Annotated in this window: 27 protein-coding genes and 2 tRNA genes; 18 read left to right on the top strand and 11 right to left on the bottom strand. The window is 49.2% G+C overall.

Annotated features, from left to right (window positions below; genetic code table 11):
- Positions 1-29: 29 nt before the first annotated feature.
- Positions 30-494 (bottom strand): RidA family protein, encoded by a 465-nt coding sequence (locus tag GA003_01930; protein QXD28762.1) that lies wholly within the window; start codon positions 492-494, stop codon positions 30-32.
- A gap of 62 nt (positions 495-556) precedes the next feature.
- Here GA003_01930 and GA003_01925 point away from each other — a divergent pair, with 62 nt between their 5' ends.
- The 4 genes from GA003_01925 to GA003_01910 are packed head-to-tail and all read left to right on the top strand — an operon-like array spanning position 557 to position 4427.
- Entirely contained in the window at positions 557-1837 is a 1281-nt protein-coding gene (locus GA003_01925; GenBank protein QXD28761.1) for an amidase, read from the top strand.
- Positions 1830-2603, top strand: a complete 774-nt coding sequence (locus tag GA003_01920; GenBank protein QXD28760.1) for an ABC transporter ATP-binding protein — start codon at positions 1830-1832, stop codon at positions 2601-2603. Before GA003_01925 ends, GA003_01920 begins: the two co-directional genes overlap by 8 nt.
- Complete coding sequence (locus tag GA003_01915; GenBank protein ID QXD28759.1) at positions 2596-3429, top strand: ABC transporter permease subunit; 834 nt, start codon at positions 2596-2598, stop codon at positions 3427-3429. Before GA003_01920 ends, GA003_01915 begins: the two co-directional genes overlap by 8 nt.
- Positions 3426-4427 carry an ABC transporter substrate-binding protein gene (locus GA003_01910; GenBank protein ID QXD28758.1) on the top strand — a complete coding sequence of 334 codons (1002 nt, stop codon included), beginning with the start codon at positions 3426-3428 and terminating at the stop codon, positions 4425-4427. Before GA003_01915 ends, GA003_01910 begins: the two co-directional genes overlap by 4 nt.
- 130 nt (positions 4428-4557) lie before the next feature.
- On the opposite strand, the gene GA003_01905 is transcribed toward GA003_01910, so the two are convergent.
- The 3 genes from GA003_01905 to GA003_01895 all read right to left on the bottom strand — a co-directional run bounded on the left by GA003_01905 (position 4558) and on the right by GA003_01895 (position 5440).
- On the bottom strand, positions 4558-4782 hold the full coding sequence (locus GA003_01905) for a hypothetical protein (protein ID QXD28757.1): 225 nt from the start codon (positions 4780-4782) through the stop codon (positions 4558-4560).
- Entirely contained in the window at positions 4763-5212 is a 450-nt protein-coding gene (locus GA003_01900) for a hypothetical protein (protein ID QXD28756.1), read from the bottom strand. The genes GA003_01905 and GA003_01900 overlap by 20 nt, the downstream gene beginning before the upstream one ends.
- Before the next feature lie 153 nt (positions 5213-5365).
- Positions 5366-5440 (bottom strand) — tRNA-Gln (locus GA003_01895).
- Between the two features lie 171 nt (positions 5441-5611).
- Here GA003_01895 and pyrH point away from each other — a divergent pair.
- From pyrH to GA003_01865, 6 genes are all read left to right on the top strand, one after another.
- Positions 5612-6352: a UMP kinase gene (gene pyrH, locus GA003_01890; protein ID QXD28755.1), complete on the top strand. Its 741-nt coding sequence runs from the start codon at positions 5612-5614 to the stop codon at positions 6350-6352.
- Positions 6353-6374: 22 nt separating this feature from the next.
- The gene (gene frr, locus GA003_01885; protein ID QXD28754.1) at positions 6375-6932 is read left to right on the top strand and encodes a ribosome recycling factor; all 558 of its coding nucleotides are present in this window, start codon (positions 6375-6377) and stop codon (positions 6930-6932) included.
- 99 nt (positions 6933-7031) lie between these two features.
- Positions 7032-8159 carry a glutamate 5-kinase gene (gene proB, locus GA003_01880; GenBank protein QXD28753.1) on the top strand — a complete coding sequence of 376 codons (1128 nt, stop codon included), beginning with the start codon at positions 7032-7034 and terminating at the stop codon, positions 8157-8159.
- Positions 8160-8240: 81 nt separating this feature from the next.
- The gene (locus GA003_01875; protein ID QXD28752.1) at positions 8241-10247 is read left to right on the top strand and encodes an ATP-dependent helicase; all 2007 of its coding nucleotides are present in this window, start codon (positions 8241-8243) and stop codon (positions 10245-10247) included.
- Between the two features lie 270 nt (positions 10248-10517).
- A complete protein-coding gene (locus GA003_01870) occupies positions 10518-10970 on the top strand; it encodes a hypothetical protein (GenBank protein ID QXD28751.1) in 453 nt (150 codons plus the stop codon).
- Entirely contained in the window at positions 10963-11838 is an 876-nt protein-coding gene (locus GA003_01865) for a DNA-binding protein (GenBank protein ID QXD28750.1), read from the top strand. Before GA003_01870 ends, GA003_01865 begins: the two co-directional genes overlap by 8 nt.
- Positions 11839-12057: 219 nt before the next feature.
- Here GA003_01865 and GA003_01860 read toward each other — a convergent pair.
- From GA003_01860 to trpD, 5 genes are all read right to left on the bottom strand, one after another.
- Positions 12058-12142, bottom strand: a tRNA-Leu gene (locus GA003_01860).
- 160 nt (positions 12143-12302) lie between these two features.
- Complete coding sequence (locus tag GA003_01855) at positions 12303-13205, bottom strand: phosphatidylserine decarboxylase (GenBank protein QXD28749.1); 903 nt, start codon at positions 13203-13205, stop codon at positions 12303-12305.
- A 7-nt stretch (positions 13206-13212) separates the two neighbouring features.
- On the bottom strand, positions 13213-13845 hold the full coding sequence (locus GA003_01850; GenBank protein ID QXD28748.1) for a tetratricopeptide repeat protein: 633 nt from the start codon (positions 13843-13845) through the stop codon (positions 13213-13215).
- A gap of 3 nt (positions 13846-13848) precedes the next feature.
- Entirely contained in the window at positions 13849-15189 is a 1341-nt protein-coding gene (glmM, locus tag GA003_01845; protein ID QXD28747.1) for a phosphoglucosamine mutase, read from the bottom strand.
- The gene (gene trpD, locus GA003_01840; GenBank protein ID QXD28746.1) at positions 15186-16232 is read right to left on the bottom strand and encodes an anthranilate phosphoribosyltransferase; all 1047 of its coding nucleotides are present in this window, start codon (positions 16230-16232) and stop codon (positions 15186-15188) included. The genes glmM and trpD overlap by 4 nt, the downstream gene beginning before the upstream one ends.
- Positions 16233-16360: 128 nt before the next feature.
- Here trpD and GA003_01835 point away from each other — a divergent pair, with 128 nt between their 5' ends.
- The 7 genes from GA003_01835 (at position 16361) to rpe (ending at position 22034) form a co-directional block, all read left to right on the top strand.
- The gene (locus GA003_01835) at positions 16361-17341 is read left to right on the top strand and encodes an undecaprenyl-diphosphate phosphatase (GenBank protein QXD28745.1); all 981 of its coding nucleotides are present in this window, start codon (positions 16361-16363) and stop codon (positions 17339-17341) included.
- A 111-nt stretch (positions 17342-17452) separates the two neighbouring features.
- Positions 17453-17632: a 50S ribosomal protein L32 gene (gene rpmF / locus GA003_01830; protein QXD28744.1), complete on the top strand. Its 180-nt coding sequence runs from the start codon at positions 17453-17455 to the stop codon at positions 17630-17632.
- Between the two features lie 36 nt (positions 17633-17668).
- Positions 17669-18736 (top strand): phosphate acyltransferase PlsX, encoded by a 1068-nt coding sequence (gene plsX, locus GA003_01825; GenBank protein QXD28743.1) that lies wholly within the window; start codon positions 17669-17671, stop codon positions 18734-18736.
- 51 nt (positions 18737-18787) lie between these two features.
- A complete protein-coding gene (locus GA003_01820; protein QXD28742.1) occupies positions 18788-19786 on the top strand; it encodes a ketoacyl-ACP synthase III in 999 nt (332 codons plus the stop codon).
- A 2-nt stretch (positions 19787-19788) separates the two neighbouring features.
- A complete protein-coding gene (locus tag GA003_01815; GenBank protein QXD28741.1) occupies positions 19789-20874 on the top strand; it encodes a tetratricopeptide repeat protein in 1086 nt (361 codons plus the stop codon).
- Complete coding sequence (locus GA003_01810; GenBank protein QXD28740.1) at positions 20864-21379, top strand: hypothetical protein; 516 nt, start codon at positions 20864-20866, stop codon at positions 21377-21379. Before GA003_01815 ends, GA003_01810 begins: the two co-directional genes overlap by 11 nt.
- 4 nt (positions 21380-21383) lie before the next feature.
- A complete protein-coding gene (rpe, locus tag GA003_01805; GenBank protein ID QXD28739.1) occupies positions 21384-22034 on the top strand; it encodes a ribulose-phosphate 3-epimerase in 651 nt (216 codons plus the stop codon).
- A gap of 12 nt (positions 22035-22046) precedes the next feature.
- Here the strand turns inward: rpe and GA003_01800 are convergent, their stop codons facing one another.
- Entirely contained in the window at positions 22047-23666 is a 1620-nt protein-coding gene (locus GA003_01800; GenBank protein QXD28738.1) for an ABC transporter substrate-binding protein, read from the bottom strand.
- Between the two features lie 13 nt (positions 23667-23679).
- A complete protein-coding gene (locus GA003_01795) occupies positions 23680-24750 on the bottom strand; it encodes an ABC transporter ATP-binding protein (protein ID QXD28737.1) in 1071 nt (356 codons plus the stop codon).
- A 117-nt stretch (positions 24751-24867) separates the two neighbouring features.
- On the opposite strand from GA003_01795, the gene hpt reads away from it, so the two are divergent.
- Positions 24868-25413 (top strand): hypoxanthine phosphoribosyltransferase, encoded by a 546-nt coding sequence (gene hpt, locus GA003_01790; protein ID QXD28736.1) that lies wholly within the window; start codon positions 24868-24870, stop codon positions 25411-25413.
- Positions 25414-25580: the final 167 nt, after the last annotated feature.

Here is a 25580-nt window from a genome sequence, read left to right as displayed (position 1 = left end):
GAAGAGTTGTGATTCGAGATCCGTCAGAATCAATCTTTGAAGGCCAAAGTGATCTGCACCTCAGTGGAGGTGTCTAAGGGCAGCCCAGAAGTCGAAACCGCTACTCGTGCGTGTTTACCTACCTCACCAAAGATCTCTACCAATAAGTCACTCGCCCCGTTGATGACAGCCGGAGCCTGAGTAAATCCATCCACCGCATTCACAAAGCCGGATACGAGCAATATTTTGTCTACACGATCTAAGTCACCCAAGGCAGCTTTCATGACTGCAATGGCGTTCAAGGTGCAAACCCGGGCGGCTTCATAACCATCCTCCACGGTTTGAACATCACCAACTTTTCCTGTGTGAGTGAGAGCTCCATTTACCATAGTAATGGCACCGGCAATGTAGAGCGTATCGCCATGCATTCGATAAGGCAGGTAGTTTCCTGCTGCTGCAGGAGCAGCCGGTAGTTCTAATCCCAGTTCTTTTATTTTGTTTTCGATATCACTCATGGTTCTCTAATAGAACTACACAATTAGGAATCGGCGACAAAGAAGCCACTGAAAATAAACGCATGAACTCCCAAGCCTATTGGTCCATTTCTGAATGGTCGACAAACAGCCGCAAAAACCCGCAGGCCGCTGCCGAGCATTTCTTTTCCCACCTGGACCAACAACCAAAGGATCAGCGAGCTGCGGCGATTGCGAAGACGCTCTCAAAAGAGCAGTTGATAAGCGCCTTTGAGACATCTGTCCAAGGCGATGGACCCCTATCTGGAGTACCCTATCTACTCAAGGACCTGTATGACGTAGCCAGTTGGGAAACCAACGCCTCCTCCCTATTTCTCAATGAACTTCGCGGCACCCCAACACAATCCAGCGCACTAGCCAGGTCACTGGATCAAGCCGGCGGTGTATTCGCAGGGAAAACCCATCTGGTAGAATTTGCCTACGGCATGGAAGGCAGCAATTGCCATTTTGGTGACGGAGTTCACCCCCATTTCCCCACCAGGATCTCGGGCGGCTCAAGCAGCGGATCGGTCTGGGCGGTAGCCAACGGCCTCGTCCCTCTCGCATCAGGATCAGACACCGGTGGATCCGTTCGTGTCCCTGCAGCCTATAACGGTCTCTATGGCATCCGAGTCACTCCCGATCATGCTTGGTCGAAAGACGGCTGCTTCCCCCTGAGCCCCAGTTTCGACACCTCCGGTTGGTTCACACGCTCAGCAGAAGACCTCTTGATCACGCTGGAAGCGTTGTTTCCAAATTTCCCTAAAGAAGCAGATGAGCCTAAGGGCCTAGAACTATTCCCCAACTACTCGTTTATTGACCAAAACCTGTCTACCCCACACGAGGAGGCCATTTCAGAACTACCACTCGAATCAAATAGTGAAGCAACTGATCGGCTGCTTTCCCTTCCGGACCTGGTGAGAGCTTACCTCGTAACCTCCAGTCATGAGGCGTATGAAGTCCATAAGGAATGGCATGAGGAAAAGAATGAGCACTACGATCCGCAAACCTGGGAACGGGTAGCCAAAGGAAACACTTGGCAGCCTTCAGAACTTGAAGAGGCCGCAGAAATCAAAAACCAGGTTCATACATTTTTCGATGACGTGTTCGCAGACTACGACTTCGCAGTGCTACCTGTCGCTCCCTGCCCGGCTCCACTTCTGGGCGAGGCAACCGAACTACGCGAAGCTCACCTTCGCCTGACCGCCCCTGGCAGTCTGGGCCAGCTGCCCATACTGACTGTTCCCTACTTTTTGGAATCAGGCCTGAGCGGTGGTCTACAGATCATTGTCCCAGATCTAAGCGAAAAGTCCCTATCCATCTGGAGGTATGTATTGAATGGTTGAAGGTAACGCTATCGTTCAGCTCAAAAATTTGAGCAAACGCTTCGACCAGGATCAAGATGTTCTCACCGACATCGATCTCAAAGTGAAGGAAGGAGAGTTCATTTCCTTCGTGGGGCCCAGCGGTTGCGGAAAGAGCACACTATTGCGAATGCTGGCCGGCCTCACCTCTGTATCCGGAGGCTCACTACTGATCGACGGAGCAACACCAACCGAACCACGAGATGACCTTTACCTCGTATTTCAAGAGGCCAACCTACTACCTTGGGCCCGGGTGAGAGAAAATGTGGAATTGCCCATGAAGCTTCAGGGTAAGCCTAAAATCGAACGACAATCTGTGGCAGATGCGATGGTAGAACTCGTGGGGCTTCAAGAGGCAGCTGATCGCTTTCCCAGACAACTTTCCGGTGGCATGAAAATGCGTGTATCCATTGCACGTGCACTTTCGGTGTCGCCGCGGATCCTATTGCTCGATGAGCCTTTTGGAGCGTTGGATGCCATCACTCGCAATCAGCTCAACGAAGACCTATTACAAATCCGCGAGAGGGATCCCTTTACCGCCTTTTCCGTAACTCACTCGGTGGCCGAAGCGGTTTTTCTCTCCACCCGCATCGTGGTTCTGGAAAACAATCCCGGAAGAATCGCCGATATCATCGACGTTCCCCATGACTATCCAAGAACCGCAGAGTTCAGAGAAAGCCCTGAGTATTTCGACTTGCTCGCCCGCACGAGCAAAGCGCTACGCAAACAGAAAGGCGGAAGTGAATAAGTCCGTATTCACATCCTGGATATATCCAATGATCTCCGGAGGCGTGATCCTTCTAATCTGGATACTCATAGGAACGATGCTGGGAAGTACGGATGGCGGTAAGCTAAGTGAAGAGCAAGCAGACAGTATTCGCAGGGTCGTGCTCCCCTATCCCAACGAGATCTGGCAAGCGGCGGTTGAAGAGAGGACTCATTTGGCTGCGGCTACCTTTAACACATTCAAAGCAGCAATCATCGGATTCCTATCAGCGATCGGCATAGGACTGAGTTTAGCGCTGATACTTTCATCGTCACTCGCACTAAAAAAATCTCTTTATCCCTGGATCCTGGTTCTCCAGATGACTCCTATCATTATTCTAGCTCCCATCATAGCAATCTGGCTGAAACAGGGAGCCCACAGTGTAACCATCATTGCATTTCTGATAAGTTTCTTCCCTATTGTAGCGAATACAACCCTGGGACTTACCAGTACGGATAAAAACCTCCTCGAACTGTTTGCCGTGAGCAAAGCAAGCAAGCTGCAAGAGATCTTGCACCTGCGACTCCCCTACGCACTTCCCCACTTTCTAACCGGAGCAAAAATAGCTGCAACCTTGGCGCCCATCGGAGCTATCGCCGGGGATATTTTTGTAGGCACCACTGCTGGTGGCCAGGGTGGCCTCGGATTCCTAGCCATATTGTACAAAGGAGACGTAAACACACCGGCGTTATATGCTTGTGCGGCAATCGCTTGCCTTATGGGCTTTCTCTTCGTGGGACTCATCCACTATGTGCAATGGGCGTTGCTTCATAGCTGGCACGAGTCGACGTTGGAAAGCGACACATGAAACAAAATCTTCTTCGAAGCCAGCGACTGTTCTGCCTGAAGCTCTTGAGCCTCACCGCGATCTTTCTCAGCGGATGCGGGAAACAGGATAATAAGAGCACAGGGTCATTGACCAGAGTTGTACTACAAACCGATTGGTATCCACAACCGGAGCATGGCGGCTTCTACCAGGCACTGGTCGAAGGCTACTACGAGGAAGAAGGCCTGGAAGTAGAGATCTTGCCAGGCGGCCCCAATACGGTGAGCGCCGAGAAGGTAGCCCTTGGACAGGTACAATTTGCTATGGGCAAAAGTAACGATCTCATGAATTACGTCGCGCGAGGGGTTCCCTTGGTCATGGTCGGCGCGTTACTTCAGCACGATCCCCAAGCATTGTTATTTCACCAGGAAAACCCCATTAACGATTTCGCCGATCTCGACGGCAAACGAATCATGGTCGGTCCGGGTAGTGCGTTCATTGATCTGATCCGGAAAAAATACCAAATCGATTTCGATGTTATTCCGCTCGACTACAGTATCGCCCAATACCTTTTAGATAAGACCTTCATACAACAGTGTTATATCACCAGTGAGCCATACTTCGCCAAAAAAGAGGGTGCCAACCCAGGCGCACTACTCATCAAGGAAAGCGGATTTGATCCCTACCATGTGTGGTACACACGGTCTGACTATGCGTTGAAAAATCCAGAGATCATGGAAGCCTTCAGCCGCGCCAGTATCAAAGGGTGGAAGGAATATCTCTTCGGTGAGTCTTCTAAAGCGGATAAACTTCTCAAGTCATTGAATCCGAAGCTCGATGATGATTTTATAGCCTACTCCAAGCAGGCGATGATAGACTATGGGTTGGTGACCGGAGAAAGCGGCGACAAGCAGGTCATTGGTACGATAACCCGATCGCGCATCGAGAATGAAATCTCACAACTGGTTGACTTGGGGGTGCTGAAAGAATCGCTGGATTCTGGAACGATTCTGTATTCCAGCGAGCGGGTGAAAGAGTAGGAAAATATCAAAATAGGTAGGGACGGATCGCCGAGCCGTCCGTCATTTTCTACTGTGGACGAACGGACAGCCCGGCGGTCTGTCCCTACCTTGTCTTCTTAGAATGAATGCTCCTACAATTTTCATATATCTACTTACCATTCGCTCCTGGCTCACAATAGCAGGACGAAGTAGGCCGCACATCGGCCTTTGCCCAGGCAGTTTTGATCTTCGTATCCAGGGATTGGGCTTCATCATACTTTCCTTGAGCGCGGAGAGAATTCTGAAGAGCAATCAGTCCCCAGCCGTTGTTCCGGTTCCTGACCAGATCCTCGCGATACACCGTTTCCGCTTCTTCAGCTCGACCATCGGCCATGAGCAAAGCACCTAACGCATGACGAACAGGGAGCATCCATACTGGAGGAATAAGCCCGAAGATCGTCACTCACGACCGGCTCCCCGTTCTGAAGCAGGCCTGGAATATTTTGACCTAGGAGATACAACAGTTCGGGAGGTCCTCCCAAGCTTCCCTTAAATACTCCGCGCAGCTCATCTTCACCCACAAGGATGGTTGCCATGAAGGTAACTGCCCCGGATTCATCCATAGATACTGGAAACTCGGAACCAGAGCCGGTTGTTAAAATCTGCTCAAATGCCAATCCCTCAGGACCAGAACCTGAATCTCCCGTTTGAGTTACAACCTCAAGCTGCAAATCACCGGGTGCAGCAAACAACGTTCGACCTAACAACAGCACCAGGATGACATAATAAGCCTTCCTCCAACTACAAACTCCCTTTACTGGCATCCGGAGATCACAGCTAAGGATATTACCTCATACAAATATATATTCCAAAAAACCTTGAACCATAAGGTAGATGAATTTCAGACGGATTTGAAATCAGCTCCAATACCAAGATTGAAAAACAAAAAAAGACGCCTCGAAAGACGTCTTTTTTTATGGCAGCCCGACAAGGACTTGAACCTTGAATGACTGGACCAAAACCAGTTGTGTTACCAATTACACCATCGGGCTACAATAAAGGCAGGTAAGGTGGTAAGATTTTTTTGGCACGTCAAGTACTGAAAACAGTCGAATATGAGGACTCACTTCTGCTCACAAACCAGCAAATCCGAGGGATAAGTTAGAATCTTTCCTTTTCAACGATTGACGACCCACCTGGGATTCACCTACAAGAAGGCTTTAATGCAAACAGACTCTTCTGCGACCCGCGAACTGAAGTATAAACGCATCATTCTCAAGCTGAGTGGTGAAGTATTAAAAAATCCCGATTCCGGTGATCCGATCGATCCCGAGATTCTGCTGAGAATTTGTAAACAGCTGAAAGAAATCTGGGATTTTGGGATGGAAATCGGCGTCGTAGTAGGCGGCGGAAACATATTCCGAGGGCTCCAGGGCGAAGGTAAAGGCGTGGCTCGAACCACCGGCGATTACATGGGCATGCTGGCCACCGTGATCAACTCTATGGCGTTGATGGACTGTTTGGAAAAACTGGGAGTGGTCACTCGAGTGCTTTCCGCCATACGGATGGATGCAGTGGCAGAACCCTACATTCTACGTCGAGCGACCCGTCACTTGGAGCGAGGACGCCTGGTCATCTTTGGTGCTGGGACCGGGAACCCGTACTTTTCCACGGATACGACGGCAGCGCTCCGAGCCAACGAAGTGCAGGCCGAAATCATTTTGAAAGCCACCAAGGTCGACGGTATCTACGATAAAGACCCAATGAAACACGACGACGCAGTCAAATACGACACGCTCACCTATATGGAATGCTTGAATCAGCGTCTCAAAGTCATGGATTCCACCGCATTTTCTCTCTGCATGGATAATCAGGTCCCTATTCTCGTGATTGACCTCAACGATCCAGATGCCATTAAAAAAGCTGTATCAGGAGAAACCATCGGGACCCTAGTCCACGGATAAGATCACTCAATCACACCCATTTATGAGCCAAGAAATTATTAACGATACCAAACAAAGCATGGGCAAGGCTGTGGAACACACCTTGCACGATTTCTCCACTCTCCATACGGGTAAGGCATCCCCTTCCATGGTGGAGAATGTCATGGTCGACGCCTACGGAAGCAACATGCGTTTGCGTGATATGGCAGCGATCACCACGCCCGATTCCAGAACGATCCAAATTCAGCCTTGGGATAAGTCAGTGATGCAACCGATCGAGAAATCTATTATGACGGCCAATCTGGGACTCAACCCATCGATTGACGGAGCCATCATTCGGATTCCTATTCCAGAACTCAGCGGTGACCGCCGCCAGGAGCTGGTCAAAGTAGCCCACCGGATGGCCGAGGATGGCCGTATCAGTGTGCGTCATGCACGTAAGGACGGACTCGATCTTCTAAAAGAAGCCAAAAAGGATGGAGAAATTTCCGAGGATGACTTCAAACGCTGGGAAAAAGAAGTGGAGAAAATCACCCACGACCATGTGGAAGACATTGACAACCACATGAAGAGCAAGGAACAAGAGCTCCAAGCGATGTAAGCCCGTTCTCATCCAATTTCAAAGCGCCGTTATCACGGCGCTTTTTTATTGGCGTTTTTAGGAGAAATCTAATCCCATCCGCCCAAGAACTCAGTTGATTTGAACGAAGAGACCACATTAAAGCATTTTTCAGACGCACGCCGAATGGTCGTGAAGGTGGGCACGAATGTACTCACTTCTGGAAACGGTGAAATGAACGAATCGTATGTCCGCTCATTTTGTGAACAAATCGCCAGCTTGAGAGAAAAGGGAATTCAGGTCATCCTGGTAAGCTCGGGAGCCGTGGGCCTCGGGATGGGGAGACTGGGATTAGAGAAACGCCCCAAAGCTATTGAAAAGCTTCAGGCCTGTGCCGCAGTTGGCCAAAGTATATTGACCCAAACCTGGCAAAAGCATTTCGAGCCATTTGATATTGTCGTCGGGCAAATTTTGCTGACTCGGGACGATGTCCACGGTCGGAGGCGCCACCTGGCCATTATGCACACGATAGAGACACTGCTTGGCGAAGGCGTGGTTCCTATTATCAACGAGAACGACTCAGTGAGTGCAGAGGAGCTTGAAATCAAATTTGGAGACAACGACATCCTCTCTGCCCTGGTAGCCAGTATTACGAAATCCCAAGTACTTTCTATTCTCACAACGGTTCCTGGACTACTTGATCTCGATGATGGTGACAGACTGATTCCCGTCGTTGAAAATATCAACCCTGAAATTGAAGCGCTCGCGAAAGGAACCACCAGCGAGACCTCCATCGGCGGAATGACTTCAAAGATCGAAGCGGCCAAAGTCGCTACACGGTCAGAGTGCGGAGTATTCCTCGGCGCTGGGGATGCACCTCACATTCTAACTGATCTTTTCAAGGGCAGTGCTGAGGGAACCTACTTCATTCCATCCGACATACCTCTTGAGAGCCGGAAGCGCTGGTTAGCCTTTTTTGCCAAGCCTCAAGGAAAAATCGCTGTAGATGAGGGTGCCGCCACCGCATTGGTTGAAGAAGGCTGCAGTTTGCTTGCCCTCGGAATTCGGAGCTGCGAATCGGATTTCCCGACTGACTCGCTCATTGAAGTAGTAGATCAGAATCACAATCTGATCGCACGTGGGCTCGTCCGCTTCAGCAGCGAAGAACTGCAATCTATTTTGGGGAAGTCGAAAGAGGAAATCGCACAATCGTTTCCTAACCGCAGTAAGTGGGACGTCATCCATCGCGATGATCTGGTGCTCGTCTAAGCGGAGCTAGTCTCGGCGAATTATTCACAATTGGGAGAATTTGTTTCCCTCCTCAAGGTCGATCCCTAACGTCGGCTCTTTATGGATTTAGACAGCTGGACATCATCGCCTCAAGATATGGGTTATCCACCCATTGATTTTCGTGCCGAACTCAATGACGAGCAATACGCCGCTGTAACGGCACCGGAGGGTCCAGCACTGGTCTTGGCAGGAGCCGGTTCGGGGAAAACCCGCACCCTGACCTATCGTGTGGCTTACCTACTAGAACAAGGTGTTCATCCCGGAAACATATTGCTGCTCACCTTCACCAACAAAGCTGCCCGAGAAATGCTGGCCCGGGTTGAGGAGCTAACCGGTGTGCAAAGACGAGCCTTCTGGGGGGGCACGTTTCACTCCATCGGACAGAGAATGCTGCGCATGCATGGGGAGCCGCTGGGCATAAAGTCCAACTACACCATCATGGACCAGTCCGATGCCGAGTCACTGCTGACGACGGTCATCCGCAGTAAAGACGCCTTGTTTCTTAAGGATAAGAATAACCCCAAGGCCAAAGTTATATCCAACACCCTCAGCCTCGCTCGTAACACCTGCCAATCGATCGAGGATTCTGTAAATCAATTCTCTCCCTACTTCCATGAGTACATCCCCGACTTCGAGAAATTCGCAGAGGGCTATACGGAAAGAAAGAAGACTCAGCAGGTTGCTGACTATGATGATCTACTCGCCTACTGGTTGGAGATTTTAAAGACCCAGGAGCAGGTTGCGAAATATTACCAGGATCGATTCCAGCACATACTCGTGGACGAGTATCAGGACACCAATAAGATCCAGGCACAAATCATCGACCTGATCGGCAGTCGGAACCAGATCATGGCGGTAGGAGACGATGCCCAGAGCATTTACTCCTGGCGCGGGGCCAACTACGAAAACATCCTCCATTTTCCTGACAATCACGACGGCACAGAAATGTACCGTATTGAAACAAATTACCGAAGCACGCCAGAGATTCTGTCATTTGCGAACGACATCATCAACCAGTTCGACTCAGGGCAAGGCTTCCATAAAGAACTACGCCCAGTCAGAGATTCTCACCTTCAACCCATGATGATCCAGGCTATGGATGGAAGGGAAGAAGCCTCAGTGGTTATACGAAGAATTCAAGCGCTTCTCGAAGAAGGTCGATCGCTTAGCGATATCACCGTACTCTACCGGGCTCACTACCAAGCAGTGGATCTTCAAATGGAGCTCACCCGTCAGCACCTGCCCTTTCAAATAACCAGCGGTGTTCAGTTCTTCGAACAAGCCCACATCAAGGATCTGGTGGCTCAAATAAAATTTGCCTATAACTCAAACGACTCCCGAGCCTTTCATCGTTTCTGTGGATTGCTCCCTAAGGTGGGTGAGAAAACGGCTGAGAAAATTTTCATTACTGCATATGAGGAAGCTAAAACAACCGGTGAACACATATCCGACATGTTTCTGACGAAGCCGGTCATAGCCAAAGTCCCCAAAGGCGCGCGCGATCATTGGGAATCCCTGGCAGCTACTGTTCAGTCAATTGTGAAAGCAGCTAACTCCGAGTCACCGAGCGAAGTAGTGGCTCTGGCCGTGGAAGGCTGGTATGCTGATTTCATAAAGACCCTCTACCCCAATTACCTGCAAAGGATGGATGATCTGCAGAGTCTGATCGGTTTCGCACAGCGCTTTACAGATCTGCAAGAGCTACTGTCGCAACTCGTGCTGATGAATTCGGAGACCTCTCAGAAATCCATCGATCCCGACGAAGACCAATTGCGCCTGACGACGGTTCACCAAGCTAAAGGATTGGAGTTTCCAGTGGTATTCCTCCTTGGTTGTTCAGAGGGACTATTTCCACTCAAACGAGCTATCGACCGCGGCGACCTCGACGAAGAACGTCGCCTTTTCTATGTAGCGGTTACTCGAGCTATGGACGAACTCTATATGACCTCGCCACGTATGACTCAGTTTGGAGGCAACACGAACTTCATGAACCCAAGTCGCTTTATCCAGCGGGTAAATCCGGATCTTTATGAGGTGGTGCGACTTAAGCGCTACTCCTCATGGTGATTCCGGACGGTTCACCGGATTGGTAAAAATACTAATTAGTTCGAATAGAACCTAGCCTAACAGGGGCTAACCAGCTCAAAAACTCTCGTTTTTTACGAATCCTCGGAACATTTCCGTGACCCGCCCGAAATCTCAGGCGAGTCTAAATATATAGTTCTTTCTCTTACTTTCCATTCAGGTACAATTTACTCATTCACCAACCCTCACGTCCTTCGTCCGGTATAATCCGGAACATTGACTCCCCTCTCCTTTTCCCAATCATTTACAACCATGCCGCTGATTCGATCCATTATCACTTTGCTAGCACTCACCTGTTCGGTGGGTTTTGCTTCTATCGATTATTTGGAGCAACGCTACTACTCTGAGGAATCCTTCACTCGAATCTCAGAATATTTCAATGGAGTCGAAGTAGCCGGCAACAGAACGATCCTGCGATCCGATTCAGAAGCGAGGACGGGTCACTATGTTACTTTCCAATTGTCCACTTCCGATGCGGTCGATCACTTCAAGCTGGAAGTGTATGAACCAGGCTCTCCAGACCTCAAAGAGTACATCTTTCAAGCAAGCTCGTCGATCGAACCTTCAAAACCCATCTACCTGGGGCTAACCGGTGAAAAGTGGGCGGATAAGACTCATCCTCCGGTAGCGTATAAATTATCGGTGATCGGCAAGGATGGTACTACGTTAGACTCAGCATCGAGTTTCTTGTGGGGAGATGATTGATTCGTGGTCTCCCTGGAAAGCCTACAGCGATTGGCAACCAGACCTAAATTCATTTAAGGAGACTCTGGATGGGGGCCAGGCATTTTGCTGGAACTCGATGGACGAATATTCCTACCAAGGAGTCGTATTGAATTTCCCGCTACGACTTCGCTGGCTAGAGAACAAGCAAGTCGAGTGGAGTTGTCTCCTGGAACAACGCGAAGGAGCTGAGAAATTACTAACCGACTACCTGGGAACGAACAAAGCTTATAAAGCTTACTACGACACACTCCCCTGGCGTAGTGATTCGCATTTAAAACGCTGCATGGAGACCTATCCAGAATTACGAATTCTGGCACAACCTCATGGCGAGACGCTCCTTGGATTCCTCTGCAGCGCTACCAAACAGATTGTGCAAATCAAAGAGATGATCCATCTGGTGCGCAATCGCTTCGGTCGTCCGCTGGAAGATCAGATAAATCAGCTACCTACTTGGGCGGATCTCACGACTATTGAGGAATCAGCTTTACGGGCGTGTAAGTTCGGATTTCGTGCTGCCAACATTCACAAGACGGCACTCAAAATTGCCGAAGAGAACATCGACCTAAGCGCACTCAGCTGGCAGCCCTACGAAGAGGCGAAAGATGCCCTGTGCGAATTTCCAGGAGTGGGCGAAAAAGTGGCCGATTGTACTCTCTTATTCGGCTACCATATGCTGGAAGCCTTTCCTGTAGATACCTGGATTCTGAAAGTCATGCGACGCCACTATGGGTTGGATGATTGGTCTCCCAAACAAGTCGCACACTTTGGTCGAACCCACTTCGGTTCTTATGCCGGACTGGCTCAGCAATTCCTCTTTGCCTGGGAAAGAAATCACGGAAGTAAGTAGCGAACATCGAAGGGAGTGGTAAATCTTTTACAAGGCATCTCGCCACAGTTTCGAACTTCGAAACGGCGGCGGATGGCACCTGGGAGGGGGGTCGTTCCGAAGGAGCATTGGCGACTGACAAGACCGGGGCCGAAGGCAACCGGAACACGCCGTATGGGGTGAGACCGTGAAATTTAGAAACAGATCAAGATCAATACGAAGAGCAAGATAGAGATTAAGTGGTACCTGGGAGGGGGGTCGAACCCCTACGCCTCGCGGCACTGGATCCTAAATCCAGCGTGTCTGCCAATTCCACCACCCAGGCATCTGTAACTCCGAAGAGTTATGAAAAATCTAAACTGTCAATTAACTCCTGAGTGTTTTGAGGTGACCTTTACTCGGCAACACCACCCAAATATGAATGAGGGAGAAAAGCTAAGTGGAGGTTTGATGAATGCAAGCCCTTTTTAGCATGGCTGTTTACCTTAACGACATACCGCAAATGGCCTCCCCATTTGGTCGTAAGATTCAACGCCTTCATGGGATTGGGAAGCAAGGCTTTCATCAAGTTGTACATATCCCGGAGGCAAGATGGTTGCTACACAGGAACCACCAAAGAGGAAGTAGCCGAGCTCTTGCCCTTTTTCAACGAAGCCGGGCTCAAAAGTAAACTCCGCGCTCCCGACAAAGGTGGCACCGATCACAACTACCACCGCAATCTTTCCATCCTTCAATTTGAAGGGGATTATCCAACGACGATTTTCAGTTAGATACTCCAGCTTTTGAGAAAGAGCCAACGGATTGACTGAATACAAAGATTTCCCAACCATTTGCGGAGTCATGGCAGTGCCTGAAAACGGAGCATGAAACCGATGGTAATCCACGGGACACAATCGCGAGATGAGGACAGTGCCGCCTTCTAACCCATGAACAAGAGACATTTCCCCGAGAAACTGCTCGAGATTAAATACCTGACCCTTTGCATAGATTGTATCCGCTTTCTGAATATTCGGAAAGGCGAGGTGCCGACCATCGGCAGGAAACACGATAGTGCCTTCTCCTTCTTCGATGGGGCGGCTCTCCGGCTTTAGTTCCCGATAGAAGAAATCATTGAAGTGACGGAAAGATTCAGGGGACTCGAGGAATTCATCGGGGTTCACTTTGTACTGTTCGATAAAGGGGAGGATCTTTTTGCGACTACTTGATCGACTCATCAGCCAACCATAAAAACGTGATAAGATAGGGTTCTTTACTATCAGCTTCGTAACAAGCTTCCCGATCGGATTATAGTAAGCCCATCGAAGAGACGCCTCGCCATATATATGTTCCTCTTCGAGCTTACCGGATAATCGGTTGTAGAATTTAACCTTTTGAATCGCTTCTGACATACCTTAGTTAGGACTGTTTTTTAGAATGAAAGGAAGTTCCCGAATCTTCCCAATTCCCACGTTGCAAGGTTTCCGCAACGGAGGCATTCTTAAGGAGGGTTTGAGCACTCGCATTGGAAGGCTCTTTCGATAGAGCCCATTCTAAAGATTCAATAGCCTGCTGAGGTCGACCTACTTCTATTAACAATTGGGCCAATGCAAGCCGGGGAGCTACTTTCTCTGATTCCAATTCAGATAATGCCTTGCAGGCAACCACGCGCGATTCCAACCAACCCAGGGCCTCCGCAGCCTTGTCCATAGAAACAAACAGTTCCGTAAATATCTGCTTTCCCCGCAGTTGCTCATCGCATTTGAGTAACAAGGCCAATGGATCCGTTTTTAATAATGATCGGGTCGAGAGCTTGAATTGGAAGCCACTCGATTTTTTGTTCGGCCAAGACAAGCCGGATGACTTTTGAATTTCTGAGTAGAGCGCTTTCCAGAGTAAGTCACGAACTTCAAATGCACCTGGATGATGCTTCAATAGCTCCCCACAGATTTGGACGATATAATCGACGCCTCCTCTTCCAAGTGCTTCACGAGCTGAATGCAACTGCTTCTGCAGGCGGTCGTCCAATTCAGAAATTTTCAGTTCATCCATAGGTCAGGTAAGGTGATCACAGACTACTGTTTCGAGCTGTTGATACCAAGCTTCTACAGCATCGGCATCCTCTCCCTCAACTAGGAGACGGATCTTGTTCTCAGTTCCTGAATAACGCAACAACACACGCCCAGCCTCACCCATCTCAGATTCCAACCCGTCGAGGACCGACTGTATTTCCGCCAGGTCCTCCAATGGTTTTTTTTCGACGACCTCTATGGCCTGAGAAATCTGAGGGAATAAGGTCACTCGCGATTGCAGCTCCGAAAGCGGTCTCCCTTCTTCCACCAAAATAGCGAGGAGTTTTAATGCAGCAGCCAACCCATCCCCTGTAGAATTGATATCGGACACTATAACATGACCCGAGCTTTCTCCACCCAGGTTGTAGCCCGACTTCGACATTTCTTCTAACACATGGCGATCTCCAATGGATGTCCTGACGACGGAGACGCCCGCTTTCCCCAAGGTGTGGTCTAAACCAATATTACTCTGCTTCGTAGCTACGAGCGTGTTCTTCTCCAGGCGACCGTGCTTGGACTCGTGTAAGGCAAGTAACCCGAGCAGTCTATCTCCTGAAACCACCTTACCCGACTCATCACAAATGAGTAGACGATCGGCATCTCCATCGTGAGCAATTCCCAAATGAGCCTGATGCCCGAGGACTTTTTCACTGAGATGATTTGGATACTGACTTCCTACACCTTCGTTGATGTTCAACCCATTCGGTTCATTGCCATAAACGAATAATTCAGCTCCCAACTCTTTCAATAAAGCCGGCGTGGTATTACAGGCCGCCCCATTCGCTGTATCTACAACGATGCGAAATCCTTTAAGCGATCCTTCAGGCAAAGTCGGACGAAGAAGATCCAGATAGGCTAATATGCCTGAAGAGCAAACTTCAACCTGAGGAGCATTCAACGTATCAGGCAATTCAATACGATCAACTAATGACTCAATCTCAAGCTCCTGACTATCGGTTAATTTCTTACCCAATGAATTGAAAAACTTGATGCCGTTGTCTTGGGCCGGGTTGTGCGATGCGGTGATAGCAACTCCAAGAGTCGCGCCAACGTTTCTCACGCTTACGGCTATCGCAGGAGTGGGAAGTGCTCCGAGGTCGACAACACGAATGTTGCTTTCCGACTGTAAGCCACGAGCAAACGCATTCAACAAAGCTGGACCTGAAGCTCGAGTATCGCGACCGATCGCAATCGTGAGGGCCTCTCCATCCGCTCTAATCCATTGAGCAACTGCTCCACCCAGACGCGCAGCAAACGCATCAGTAAGTACAGACACACCGTAGGCACCTCGGATGCCATCCGTTCCAAAGTATTTCCGCTTCATGCACTGAAATAGTCTCGTATCTTCACGAGGTGGTTGGCCACGGCTCCTCCGAGCATTTGCTCACGTGCAAGGGCGATACCTTCCTTAATAGAACTCGACTTACCAACGACTGAGAAGGCCACGCCGGCATTGAGTGCCACGGTATCTTCAAGCCCCTTAGGAGCGTTACCAGTCAACAATACATCTAGCAAATTCCTATTAAATTCCAAGTCACCTCCCTTAAGATCCTCTTCCGAGCACGCAGCCAAGCCGAGGCTATTCCAGTTCCAATCGATGGACTGTTCCCAGGAAGCACCGAATCCGGCACTGACAGGTTTACCACAGCAAGCGAGCTCATCCATACCCCGCGTTTCATCGAGTACGGTGTGGACGACGACTCCATTCTTCAGACCAAGCGTGTGAAAGGCCTCAGCCATAGGTTCCACCCAGTTTTTGGAAAATACACCCGTTAATTGGTGGGAGGGAGACCCAGGATTAATCATGGGTCCTAGAATATTGAAAATAGTTCGCTTACCTTCCTGAGCTAACTGCTGGCGGACCGGCATGATCTCCTTGAAGGCAGGATGATAATTAGGAGCAAAGAAAAATACAAAGTTCAGAGCCTCCATCGCCTTCCGTAGCTCTTTAGGATCAGTCAGAAACTGAACCCCAAGGGCTTCAAGCAATTCGGCAGAACCACATTTTGAAGTAATCGAACGATTGCCGTGTTTAAATACCTTCACTCCAGAAGAAGCGACAATCAGTGTTACGGCGGTCGAGATATTAAAACTGTGAGATTTGTCCCCACCGGTGCCACAGACATCCACCGCTTCATCAGCAAAGTCTTCTAAGCGAGGTTTGACAGCCAGGCGCCTGAACGCAGAAGCAAATCCAGCTACTTCTGCGGGTGTCTCTCCCTTTTCATTCAAGGCAATTAAGAAGTTTTTCTTCACTTCAGGTGAGATCTCAGCTGAAGCCAGTTCATTGGCAGCGGCTTCGGCCTGGATCAGTTCGAGGGCAATGCCTGATTTGAGATCAGGCAGCGATGTTTCAAGAACGCTCATAATATCGTGAGGATTGGCAATTTACCCTTGCGGGTCAGATAATCAGAGCCACAAGCTGCCAAACGGTTTCTTTGAACTCAAGTCCTGCTTTGAAAAATACCACTCAACGATTCTTTTGCTGCCTAGTCATGTCCATTTCCGTCCTCATTTCAGAGGTCCATGGGCAAGCTCCCGATCAGGAGGAACCACCTTCGGCCGAAGCGATCGAGCTTTCGTTATTTGAAACCGTCGTCCTGGGCGTGGTGGAAGGCCTGACCGAGTATCTACCGGTTTCTTCTACTGGGCACTTGATCCTTGCAGCCCAATTTATGGGATTATCCGAGGAGACGGTTCTAATCGATCAACAGGGCTCCATCGTATTCCTGGAAGAACCGTCACCAGAAAACCCGAACGGCACGCCCCTGACTCTCAAAGCAGGGATAGATGCCTATGTGATCATCATCCAGTTTGGAGCTATTGCCGCTGTTGTTCTGCTCTACTGGCAGCGCTTGATGGGAATTCTACAAGGCATGATGGGCAAAAACCCCGATGGATTACGCTTACTTAGAAACCTTATTTTTGCCTTCCTGCCCGCCGCGGTTATCGGCCTGCTTTTTGAAAGCTTGATCGATCAGTACCTTTTTGGTCCAGGACCTGTCATTGCAGCGCTGTTCATCGGCGGAATCGGCATTCTAATCGTCGATCGGTGGCACGACAAAAATATCGATGATGAGAAATCCCCGGAACTCCACGAGCTATCGATAACCCATTGCCTGTTTATTGGATTTCTACAATGCGTCGCCATGTGGCCAGGAACCAGTCGTTCCATGATGACAATTATCGGCGGATATCTGGTTCGCCTCTCACCCACCCTAGCCGCAGAATTCAGCTTTTTGTTGGGATTAGTGACCCTCACAGCCGCTTCAGTCTATAAGGGTTACAAAGAAGGACCCCCTATTATCGAAGCTTTCGGTTTGGGCATGCCACTACTGGGCTGCCTGATCGCAGCAATCTCCGCCGCCATAGCCGTAAAATGGATGGTTAACTTCCTGGGAAAGCATGGCTTAGCTCTTTTTGGCTACTATAGAATCATCATCGCTTTGATTCTCGTTTTCGTTTTCTACTTTTAAGAGCTTTGAATAATATCCAAAGCGTACTTGACCCGCAGAAAACCGACCCCTAATTAGATGCGTTTCCCAAAACTCGAGGAATAGAGAAAACACTTCAATTTTTGCAAAAACATGGCCAATCCAAAACGCAAACAGTCCAAGCAACGCAGCCGTCTACGCCGCGGTGCCAATCGTTTTAAAGCTCCCGAATTGTCAAAGGATTCAACCGACGGCACACTATTTCGTCCACACCGAGTGAATCCTGCCAACGGCATGTATCGTGGCCGTCAGGTAACAGATATCGACGTCTAATTTAGGAGGCCTGCCACTTCCCTTTTTCGCTCCGCAATGGCAGACCAACCGGGTGTATCCAAAGCTTCGATCGCGGTCGATGTCATGGGCTCAGACATGGGTCCAGGTGAAGTGATTGCTGGCGTTGCGCTTGCAATTAAAAGCCTGAGGCATCTTCCCAAGGACTTCATACTCGTGGGTGACGAGGCGCAAATCAAAGCCGCCCTTCAAGAAGAGGCGATTGATAATCATTCCCATATTCGGACTTTTCACGCGTCAGAGGTCATCCAAATGGATGAAAAGCCTCTCAAATCGCTGAAGTCGAAGAAGGACTCCTCTATGGTTCGAGCCATTGAGTTGGTAAAAGAAGGACAAGCTCAAGTCGTTCTCAGCTGTGGCAACACAGGTAGTCTCATGGCAGGAGGCACCATCAAGCTTCGAACCATTCCCGGCATTGCCAGGCCTGCTCTGGGCGTAATCATTCCCAATCAGACGAAGCACTGGGTACTCATTGACGCAGGAGCTAATCCAAGCCCTTCGCCGGAAAATATGGTTGGAAACGCTATATTGGGCAAAAACTACTGCAAAGTCGCCTTGGGTATCGAAAACCCAAGAGTCGGACTGATTTCGATTGGTACGGAAGAAGGAAAAGGCACGGATTTCATTAACGAATCCAATCAACTCCTGAAACAGCTCGGGGGATTAATCAATTACCATGGGCCCATCGAAGGAACCCAATTATTTAATGATACCGTGGATGTAGTGGTTTGCGACGGGTATGTAGGCAATGTCCTATTGAAAGCCTGCGAGGGCTTACTCTCCACACTTTCAGGCTTTCTTAAGCAAGAGCTCACGGCCACCCCGATTCGCAAAGCAGGTGCCTTTATGAGCCAGGGTGCTTTTAAAGCCATGAAAGCACAACTCAGCCCGGAACGCTACAGTGGTGCGCCGCTCCTGGGTCTTAATGGCGATGTACTCAAGGCACACGGGTCCAGCGACCGATTTGCGATTGAAGGAGCACTCACCATTGCCATGCAATTTATCGAGCAGGATATCGATCATCTTATCCGAGATGATGTCACCAAGAGTGTGGCTCTACTCAATGAGGCAGCGAGGCATAAATAGCCCCCGATTGCTCTAGACAGCCATTCTCTCAATCTATCTAGTTTCCAGCTTATGACTCGATCAGCACCTGGAGTTTTCATTGTAGGGACCGGATCCTATGCGCCTTCCAGAGTTGTTTCAAACGACGAAATTTCAACGTACGTGGAAACCTCCGATGAGTGGATACGTACGCGTACGGGCATTCGAGAACGACGGTTTGCAGAAGAGGGAGAAACAGCCTCCACGATGGGTGCAGAAGCAGCCAAGGTAGCCATGGAATCGGCGAGTGTATCGGCCTCCGAAATCGACCTGATCATCGTGGCTACTTTGAGCCCTGATATGTTCTTCCCTTCCACCGCATCGCTCATTCAACCCAAGCTGGGAATTAACAAAGTAACCAGCTTCGATCTTTCTGCCGCTTGCTCCGGATTTATTTACGGCATTGAAGTAGCATCCAATATGATGAGAAGTGGTGCGTTCCGAAATGCACTGGTAATAGGATCAGAAAAGATATCATCCATTCTGGACTGGGAAGATCGAACGACTTGTGTCCTATTTGGAGACGGTGCAGGAGCCGTGGTTCTGAGCAACACAGATAAAGAAAACACCGGGATTATCGACTCCTACACAGGTAACGACGGATCAAAAGCCCAACTCCTTTGCTTGCCTGGAGGAGGAAGTGCGATTCCACCAACTCACGACTCACTCGAACAACGCCAACATTTTCTCAAAATGAATGGCCGGGAGGTTTTTAAAATTGCTGTCCGCTGGATGGAACAATCGGCCCGTATCATGCTCGAAAGACATGGATTGAAACCTGAGGACATCAATCTCATCATTCCACATCAGGCCAATCTACGAATTATCGATGCTCTGGCACGCACCACAAAAATCCCAAAAGACAAGTTTTTCGTGAATCTAGACCGCTACGGCAATACCTCCGCTGCTTCTATTCCTATTGCCCTGCATGAAGCCCGGCAAAAAGGTTGCATTCAATCTGGAGACTATGTCCTATTAGTGGCTTTTGGAGCTGGATTAACTTGGGGCTCAACTCTTATTAAATGGCATTAATTATGCGAAAATTGACTTGGCTATTTCTAACAGGGCTTCTGGCCCTCTCTCAAGGTTCACTACAAGCCTCCCTCGTATGGAGTCCAGTGGAGGGATGGGAGTATAAAGGAGACATGTCGAGATTGTTCATCGGGGATCCCGAAGAACATGAAATGATCCGCGACATGATGAATGTTGCACGTGAGGCACAGGAACGTGGAAAACACAAAAAAGCGATTAAGATGTATCGCCGAGTATGGGACCGTTATCCAGGAACTATTTTTGCCCCTGAAGCTCTTTATCAGACCGCCTTGGTTGAATACGACCGCAGTTCTTTCCGTCGTGGCTTCAATGCATTAACGACCGTCATTCTGGGGTATCCGGATTATGAAAGGTACGATGAAGTCGTGCGGCTTCAGTTCAGTATTGCGACGGATCTCTACGATGGGAAACGGGCAAAATACTTCTGGGGTCTAATACCAGGTTTCAAAGGTTATGACCGGGCCATTGTCATGTATGAAACCATGGTTTCCAACGCACCGTTTAGTGATTATGCGCCGATGGCCTTGATGAAGGCGGCTGAACTCCACATCGGTCTTAAGAATGACTTCTACGCTCTCGATTCATTGGACCGCCTGATCAACAATTATCCTGAAAGCATGCTGGCCGGAGATGCCTACCTAATGCTGGCAGAAACATTTGCACGTCTGGTTGATGGGCCTGAATACGATCAAGGAGCCACCCGTGAAGCGATCAGTTATTTCGAAGATTTTCTAATCCTCTTTCCAAACCACCCAAATGTAAAAGCAGGGGAAGATGGCCTAAGTAGAATGAAAAGTGTGGAAGCTCAGAGCCAGATGGTGAAAGGAGACTTTTATTATTATAAATGGAAGGACTTCAGAGCCGCCAAAGTATTCTATAATGAGGCGATCACCACGGCACCGGAATCTCCAGAGGCTGAAAGAGCCAAAGAAATGATCGAGGTAGTAGATGCGAAGATTAAATCACTGGCAGAGAAAGCAGGAATCAAGGTGGATACGCTTGTCCCAACTTCCGATGACGAGGGGGTCAAGGATCCGACTAAATTCGAAGCATTCTATGACAACTAGGATCCAGCTTTGGATCTTACCCTTAGTGGCTGCCTTGGGCCTATTCTCACAAAGCTGCACCCACTATCAAGCTGGGGATGGATCGTCAGTTCCGTTCAGTTCCATTCAGGTCAATCCGGTTAAAAACCAGAGTCAGGCGCCTCAAATCACACAGGTGTTGAATCACGATTTGAGGCAGGCGTTTGTTCAAAGTGGAAAAGTGATTGTTGAAAGCAGCGGTGCTGATACCCAACTCAATGTAACTCTTACACGTTATGAACGTGAAAACATTGCCACCAATTCCCAAGATACCGGCCTTGCGAGAAAATATGCATTAACTTTGGTTGCCACCTGCGATCTAACGAATACGAGTGAGGACTCAGCCTACTTCCGTGAACGCACGGTGACTGCGACACTGGATATCTTTCTAGATTCCGGGCAAACGAGAGCCGAAACAAACGCCATTCCTCTTTTAAGTAAAAAGTTGGCAGACACCATCGCCAACGAAGTGCTGCAAACTTGGTAATTCTATGAATTCACCGCTTCTTGCCCCCTCCATACTTGCGAGCGATCACGCCAGATTGGCTGAAGGTGTTGCCACGATTAAGTCCAGCGGGCTGGAATGGGCGCACATCGATATCATGGACGGACACTTCGTGCCGAATCTAACCTTCGGGCCTGAGATAGTTGCCGCTTTAAGAAAAGATTCTGATCTGTTTTTCGATGTCCATCTGATGCTCGATAACCCCCACCTTTACGTGGAGGCCTTTGCAAAAGCTGGAGCCAATCTAATCAGCATTCACGTCGAACCAGACTACCCGATTGAGGAAACGCTTGATACCATTCATAGCTTAGGCTGCCAAAACGGCGTTGTCTTCAACCCAGGCACACCGACTGAAGCCGTGGCGCCTTATCTGGATAAAGTTGATCTCGTATTGGCCATGACGGTCCAGCCAGGATTTGGAGGCCAATCGTTTCAGACACCCGTTCTGGAAAAAGTGGCTGAGCTTGTTGATCTACGAGCACAAAAAGGACTGTCTTTTCGGATAGAGGTCGATGGCGGCATCGATCCGGATACCCTGCCCCTCTGCCGAGATGCGGGTGTGGATACCTTTGTTGCTGGAACCGCGTTTTTTAAAGCAGAAGACAAACAAGCGTTGATCGACTTGGCACAATCTTAGACTTACTGCCGACTATTTGTTCGCCAGGGAAAGAACTGCTTCATACTGCTCTCTAAAGCGCGCACCCAACTTTCTAGCCAAGGCAACTTCTGCTTCAGGATCCCCTGAACCAATCACCAGAGCGTATTTCTCCTGAACGAGATCGTAGTCCAGAATGGAAAGATCATCGAAAAGCTCGGTCGCCTGTTGAGGAAAATCCTTTTCAACTAAGGCCTTCCAGGCAGCTTTCAATTCCGGATGAAGGTCCAGGCACATTACACGAATCAGGAATCGGATTTCGCTAAACAGCGGTCCAGTCCACTCTGAGTGATAATAAAAATCGGCAGCACGATCGTAAGGCTGATAATCGGGATCCGACATGTGTGGTAGAAACTCAGAATTATACATATCTGGCCGGATAGCCGTTCTTCGCAGTGAGAATCTCGCAGGCGCGCCTTCAACAGAAGGGTCCGCTTTAAAGCTCCATAATTTCTGCCCTTCTTGAGACATGACGTATTCGATGAAAGCCTCTGCCAGTTCACGATTCGGGGCACCTCGTAATAGTGAAATAGGATCAGCTGAAATGGTCGTTCCCCCAACAGGCGTTACAAAGCCAAGTCGCTGTCTATCGGTTCGGTTTTCGATACTTTCGACTTGGAACTGCCCGTAGAAATCAATGGTCATGCCGACCGCCGCTTGACCAAGCGATACATCAATCGAGGGTTTCATCGATGAATCGGTAAAGTAACGCGCGTTTCCTGAAATCCTTTTGATTAGACGCATTCCTGAAGCCCATCCGCTTCTGATCGCCTGGCTCTCCGCTTGCTCTGAAGGGATTCCTTGGGACTTCAAACGATTATACTCCAACTGCATTTGCTGTTGGATGATCATTTCGAACGCCTGGGTTATAGAACCGCTTTTTGTCGGATCACAAACAGCAACTTCCCCCAACAAGCGAGGATCCATCAAATCCCACCATTGCTCAGGTGGTTTCGAAATCCCCAAGCGCTCAAGCGAATCCAAGTTATAGATCATACCATACGAGGATAGCACTGCCCCCAGCCAATGACCTTGTTCATCCCAATACTGTTCACCGGAAACCAACATGGGGATACCTTGATCTCCAAACCATTCAGGGCGCTTTTGCAGTAACTGGCTGGCTACCGTATTTCCGATCTGGGCCTGCCGACCATGATCGTAAGTACCTCCCCCAAAGAACACATCTATTCCAGAGGAAACTTCTGACTCTAAATACGCGCGTCTTGCTCTTTCTGATTCCGAGTCATCTTCGGGTGAATCATCAGGTGTTATTTTTCGATTCGAAAAATTAAGGAGCACCTCGGAGCTCCAAGCTCTACCCAACTCATTGACCCAATGACTGCGAAAAGCCGCGGTGTATTCTCCCTCCAAATAACGTGCAATCTCACTGGTGCCTCCCAAGACACGCCAATCCACATAGACTTCTTTCCCGGTTTTCTCTCGGTACCATTCTTGGAATCCGCGACCAAATTCATGGCGAATGGATTCATTGTGTGGTGAGACAATTACAACCGATTCCGCCTGCAGCGCATGCACTTGTTTCTCGTTGCGAAATAAAAACGGTAGCCCGACCACTAGGGCTAGTAAGAGGAGAATAGACAGGTTTCTGATCATTGGATCGCCGGATTCAGTCCTTTAAAATAACGACATCCTCCGCATCGGCCCATAGATAGAGGTCCTGCTCTCTTTGCCCCCACATGAAACGAGGATTCAACTCGAAGACCTTCAACTCCACACCGCCACTTTGAAAATGATATTGGGCTACTTCACCAAAATAGGTCGCATCCCCGACCTTCCCCTGGAAGCAATTCTCTTCCGATTGAAAGGTCTCGATCTTCAAACTTTCCGGCCGGATCACCGCAGTCGCTGTCATACCCGCCTCCAAATTTTTGGATGAGTCGGCCAGTGTCCCCGTAACAACACCCAATTCCGTTTCAATCGAAGCCATGGAACCAGAAGCATCCAGGACCGTGCCCTTCACAAAATTCGCTTCGCCAATAAAGTTGGCGACAAACTTACTTTGAGGTCGGCGGTATACTTCCTGGGGAGAACCCACTTGTAGCACTTTGCCCTGATCAAGAATCGCAAGTCGATCAGCCACCGACAGTGCCTCCTTCTGATCATGAGTCACATAAACCGTAGTGAGTTTGAAATCTTTACAGACTCGGCGAATCTCCAGCCGCATCTCATTTCGCAATTTTGCGTCCAAATTCGATAGTGGCTCATCGAGCAACAAGCAGCGTGGCCGCACCACTAACGCTCGGGCCAATGCGATACGTTGCTGCTGGCCCCCGGATAATTGATTGGGCTTCCGCTCGGCGTAGTCCGCCATTCTTACTGCCTCAAGGGCCTCAGCCGTTCTCAATTTCACTTCATCCTTGGGAAGCTTCTGTTCCTTGAGACCAAAGGCTACATTCTCATGCACCGTCATATGCGGCCACAGAGCATAGCTCTGAAATACCATGCCGGTGTTACGCTTATGCGGTGGAACCGCATTGACCCTATCAGAACCAAAAAGAATATCTCCTTTCTCTGGAACATTGAATCCAGCAAGACTTCTGAGGAGGGTCGTTTTTCCACAACCACTGGGTCCCAATAAGAAAAACAACTCACCCGGCTCAATCTTAAGGTCCACATCGTCCAACGCGATGGTTTCACCAAATGACTTCGTTAATTTTGCGACCTCAATAGATATCATACGATGGGAAAACCTTAGGCTAGAGCTTCGCTTGCAACTGAAAAGACAAAACTTATTCACAATGCCAAGAGAGTCATTGTCCTGCTCCACTAAAGTTGTCACAACAGCCCATCTATCATGTATAAAGAACTCGACGAAATCCTGGTTACTGAACAGCAAATCCGCATGCGTACGCACGAGCTCGGAAAAGAAATTTCCGATACTTACGGCGACGAAGAGATCTCGGTTATCTCAATTGTCAACGGTGCAATTATTTTCACGGCGGACCTTCTTAGGACCATTACCAGCCCAGTCCGACTCGACTGCATTCGTGTAAGCAGTTATGGAAATTCAACAACTCCGGAAACGGCACCTGAGATCTTAGACAATATGAGGCTCGATCTCGCTGGTCGCCATGTCCTGATTGTCGATGACATCCTTGATACAGGAAAAACTATTTCCAAAGTGGTAGATGTTATCACCAAGCAAAACCCTGCCAGCATTCGCTCCTGTATGCTTTTGGAAAAGATTGGTACCCGCGAAGTGGTTTATCAGTCTGATTTTGTTGGATTCTCAATCCCCAACAAATTTGTCGTTGGTTACGGCCTGGACTTTGCTGGTCGCTACCGGAACATTCCGGTCATCGGTGTATTAAAGGAAGAGCTACAAACAGTAGCGGTATAGGTAAGCAGGTTACCGAGGTGTCAGTGTTCAGGGGCAGGTATTTACTGCTTTCAGATCAGTCTCTTCCTCCTAGTCTTCCTCTTGTTCCGGTTCACTTCGTGCCCGGTCTTGTCGTCATTTCATTCCTCGGAACTCTTCTTCATCACTGATCACCGATTACAGATTAC

The organism is Opitutia bacterium ISCC 52, assembly GCA_014529675.2.
Taxonomy (GTDB): domain Bacteria; phylum Verrucomicrobiota; class Verrucomicrobiia; order Opitutales; family UBA2995; genus UBA2995.
The sequence above is the reverse complement of the archived record's forward strand: the minus strand, read 5'-3'. Positions and strand labels throughout refer to the sequence as shown.

What these genes read in the sequence shown, in the direction of transcription:
- GA003_01930 (QXD28762.1), bottom strand. Translation starts at nt 494, where the DNA reads ATGAGTGATATCGAAAACAAAATAAAAGAACTGGGATTAGAACTACCG.
- GA003_01925 (QXD28761.1), top strand. Translation starts at nt 557, where the DNA reads ATGAACTCCCAAGCCTATTGGTCCATTTCTGAATGGTCGACAAACAGC.
- GA003_01920 (QXD28760.1), top strand. Translation starts at nt 1,830, where the DNA reads ATGGTTGAAGGTAACGCTATCGTTCAGCTCAAAAATTTGAGCAAACGC.
- GA003_01910 (QXD28758.1), top strand. Translation starts at nt 3,426, where the DNA reads ATGAAACAAAATCTTCTTCGAAGCCAGCGACTGTTCTGCCTGAAGCTC.
- GA003_01905 (QXD28757.1), bottom strand. Translation starts at nt 4,782, where the DNA reads ATGGCCGATGGTCGAGCTGAAGAAGCGGAAACGGTGTATCGCGAGGAT.
- GA003_01900 (QXD28756.1), bottom strand. Translation starts at nt 5,212, where the DNA reads ATGCCAGTAAAGGGAGTTTGTAGTTGGAGGAAGGCTTATTATGTCATC.
- pyrH (QXD28755.1), top strand. Translation starts at nt 5,612, where the DNA reads ATGCAAACAGACTCTTCTGCGACCCGCGAACTGAAGTATAAACGCATC.
- frr (QXD28754.1), top strand. Translation starts at nt 6,375, where the DNA reads ATGAGCCAAGAAATTATTAACGATACCAAACAAAGCATGGGCAAGGCT.
- GA003_01875 (QXD28752.1), top strand. Translation starts at nt 8,241, where the DNA reads ATGGATTTAGACAGCTGGACATCATCGCCTCAAGATATGGGTTATCCA.
- GA003_01870 (QXD28751.1), top strand. Translation starts at nt 10,518, where the DNA reads ATGCCGCTGATTCGATCCATTATCACTTTGCTAGCACTCACCTGTTCG.
- GA003_01865 (QXD28750.1), top strand. Translation starts at nt 10,963, where the DNA reads ATGATTGATTCGTGGTCTCCCTGGAAAGCCTACAGCGATTGGCAACCA.
- GA003_01855 (QXD28749.1), bottom strand. Translation starts at nt 13,205, where the DNA reads ATGTCAGAAGCGATTCAAAAGGTTAAATTCTACAACCGATTATCCGGT.
- GA003_01850 (QXD28748.1), bottom strand. Translation starts at nt 13,845, where the DNA reads ATGGATGAACTGAAAATTTCTGAATTGGACGACCGCCTGCAGAAGCAG.
- glmM (QXD28747.1), bottom strand. Translation starts at nt 15,189, where the DNA reads ATGAAGCGGAAATACTTTGGAACGGATGGCATCCGAGGTGCCTACGGT.
- trpD (QXD28746.1), bottom strand. Translation starts at nt 16,232, where the DNA reads ATGAGCGTTCTTGAAACATCGCTGCCTGATCTCAAATCAGGCATTGCC.
- GA003_01835 (QXD28745.1), top strand. Translation starts at nt 16,361, where the DNA reads ATGTCCATTTCCGTCCTCATTTCAGAGGTCCATGGGCAAGCTCCCGAT.
- rpmF (QXD28744.1), top strand. Translation starts at nt 17,453, where the DNA reads ATGGCCAATCCAAAACGCAAACAGTCCAAGCAACGCAGCCGTCTACGC.
- plsX (QXD28743.1), top strand. Translation starts at nt 17,669, where the DNA reads ATGGCAGACCAACCGGGTGTATCCAAAGCTTCGATCGCGGTCGATGTC.
- GA003_01820 (QXD28742.1), top strand. Translation starts at nt 18,788, where the DNA reads ATGACTCGATCAGCACCTGGAGTTTTCATTGTAGGGACCGGATCCTAT.
- GA003_01815 (QXD28741.1), top strand. Translation starts at nt 19,789, where the DNA reads ATGCGAAAATTGACTTGGCTATTTCTAACAGGGCTTCTGGCCCTCTCT.
- GA003_01810 (QXD28740.1), top strand. Translation starts at nt 20,864, where the DNA reads ATGACAACTAGGATCCAGCTTTGGATCTTACCCTTAGTGGCTGCCTTG.
- rpe (QXD28739.1), top strand. Translation starts at nt 21,384, where the DNA reads ATGAATTCACCGCTTCTTGCCCCCTCCATACTTGCGAGCGATCACGCC.
- GA003_01800 (QXD28738.1), bottom strand. Translation starts at nt 23,666, where the DNA reads ATGATCAGAAACCTGTCTATTCTCCTCTTACTAGCCCTAGTGGTCGGG.
- GA003_01795 (QXD28737.1), bottom strand. Translation starts at nt 24,750, where the DNA reads ATGATATCTATTGAGGTCGCAAAATTAACGAAGTCATTTGGTGAAACC.
- hpt (QXD28736.1), top strand. Translation starts at nt 24,868, where the DNA reads ATGTATAAAGAACTCGACGAAATCCTGGTTACTGAACAGCAAATCCGC.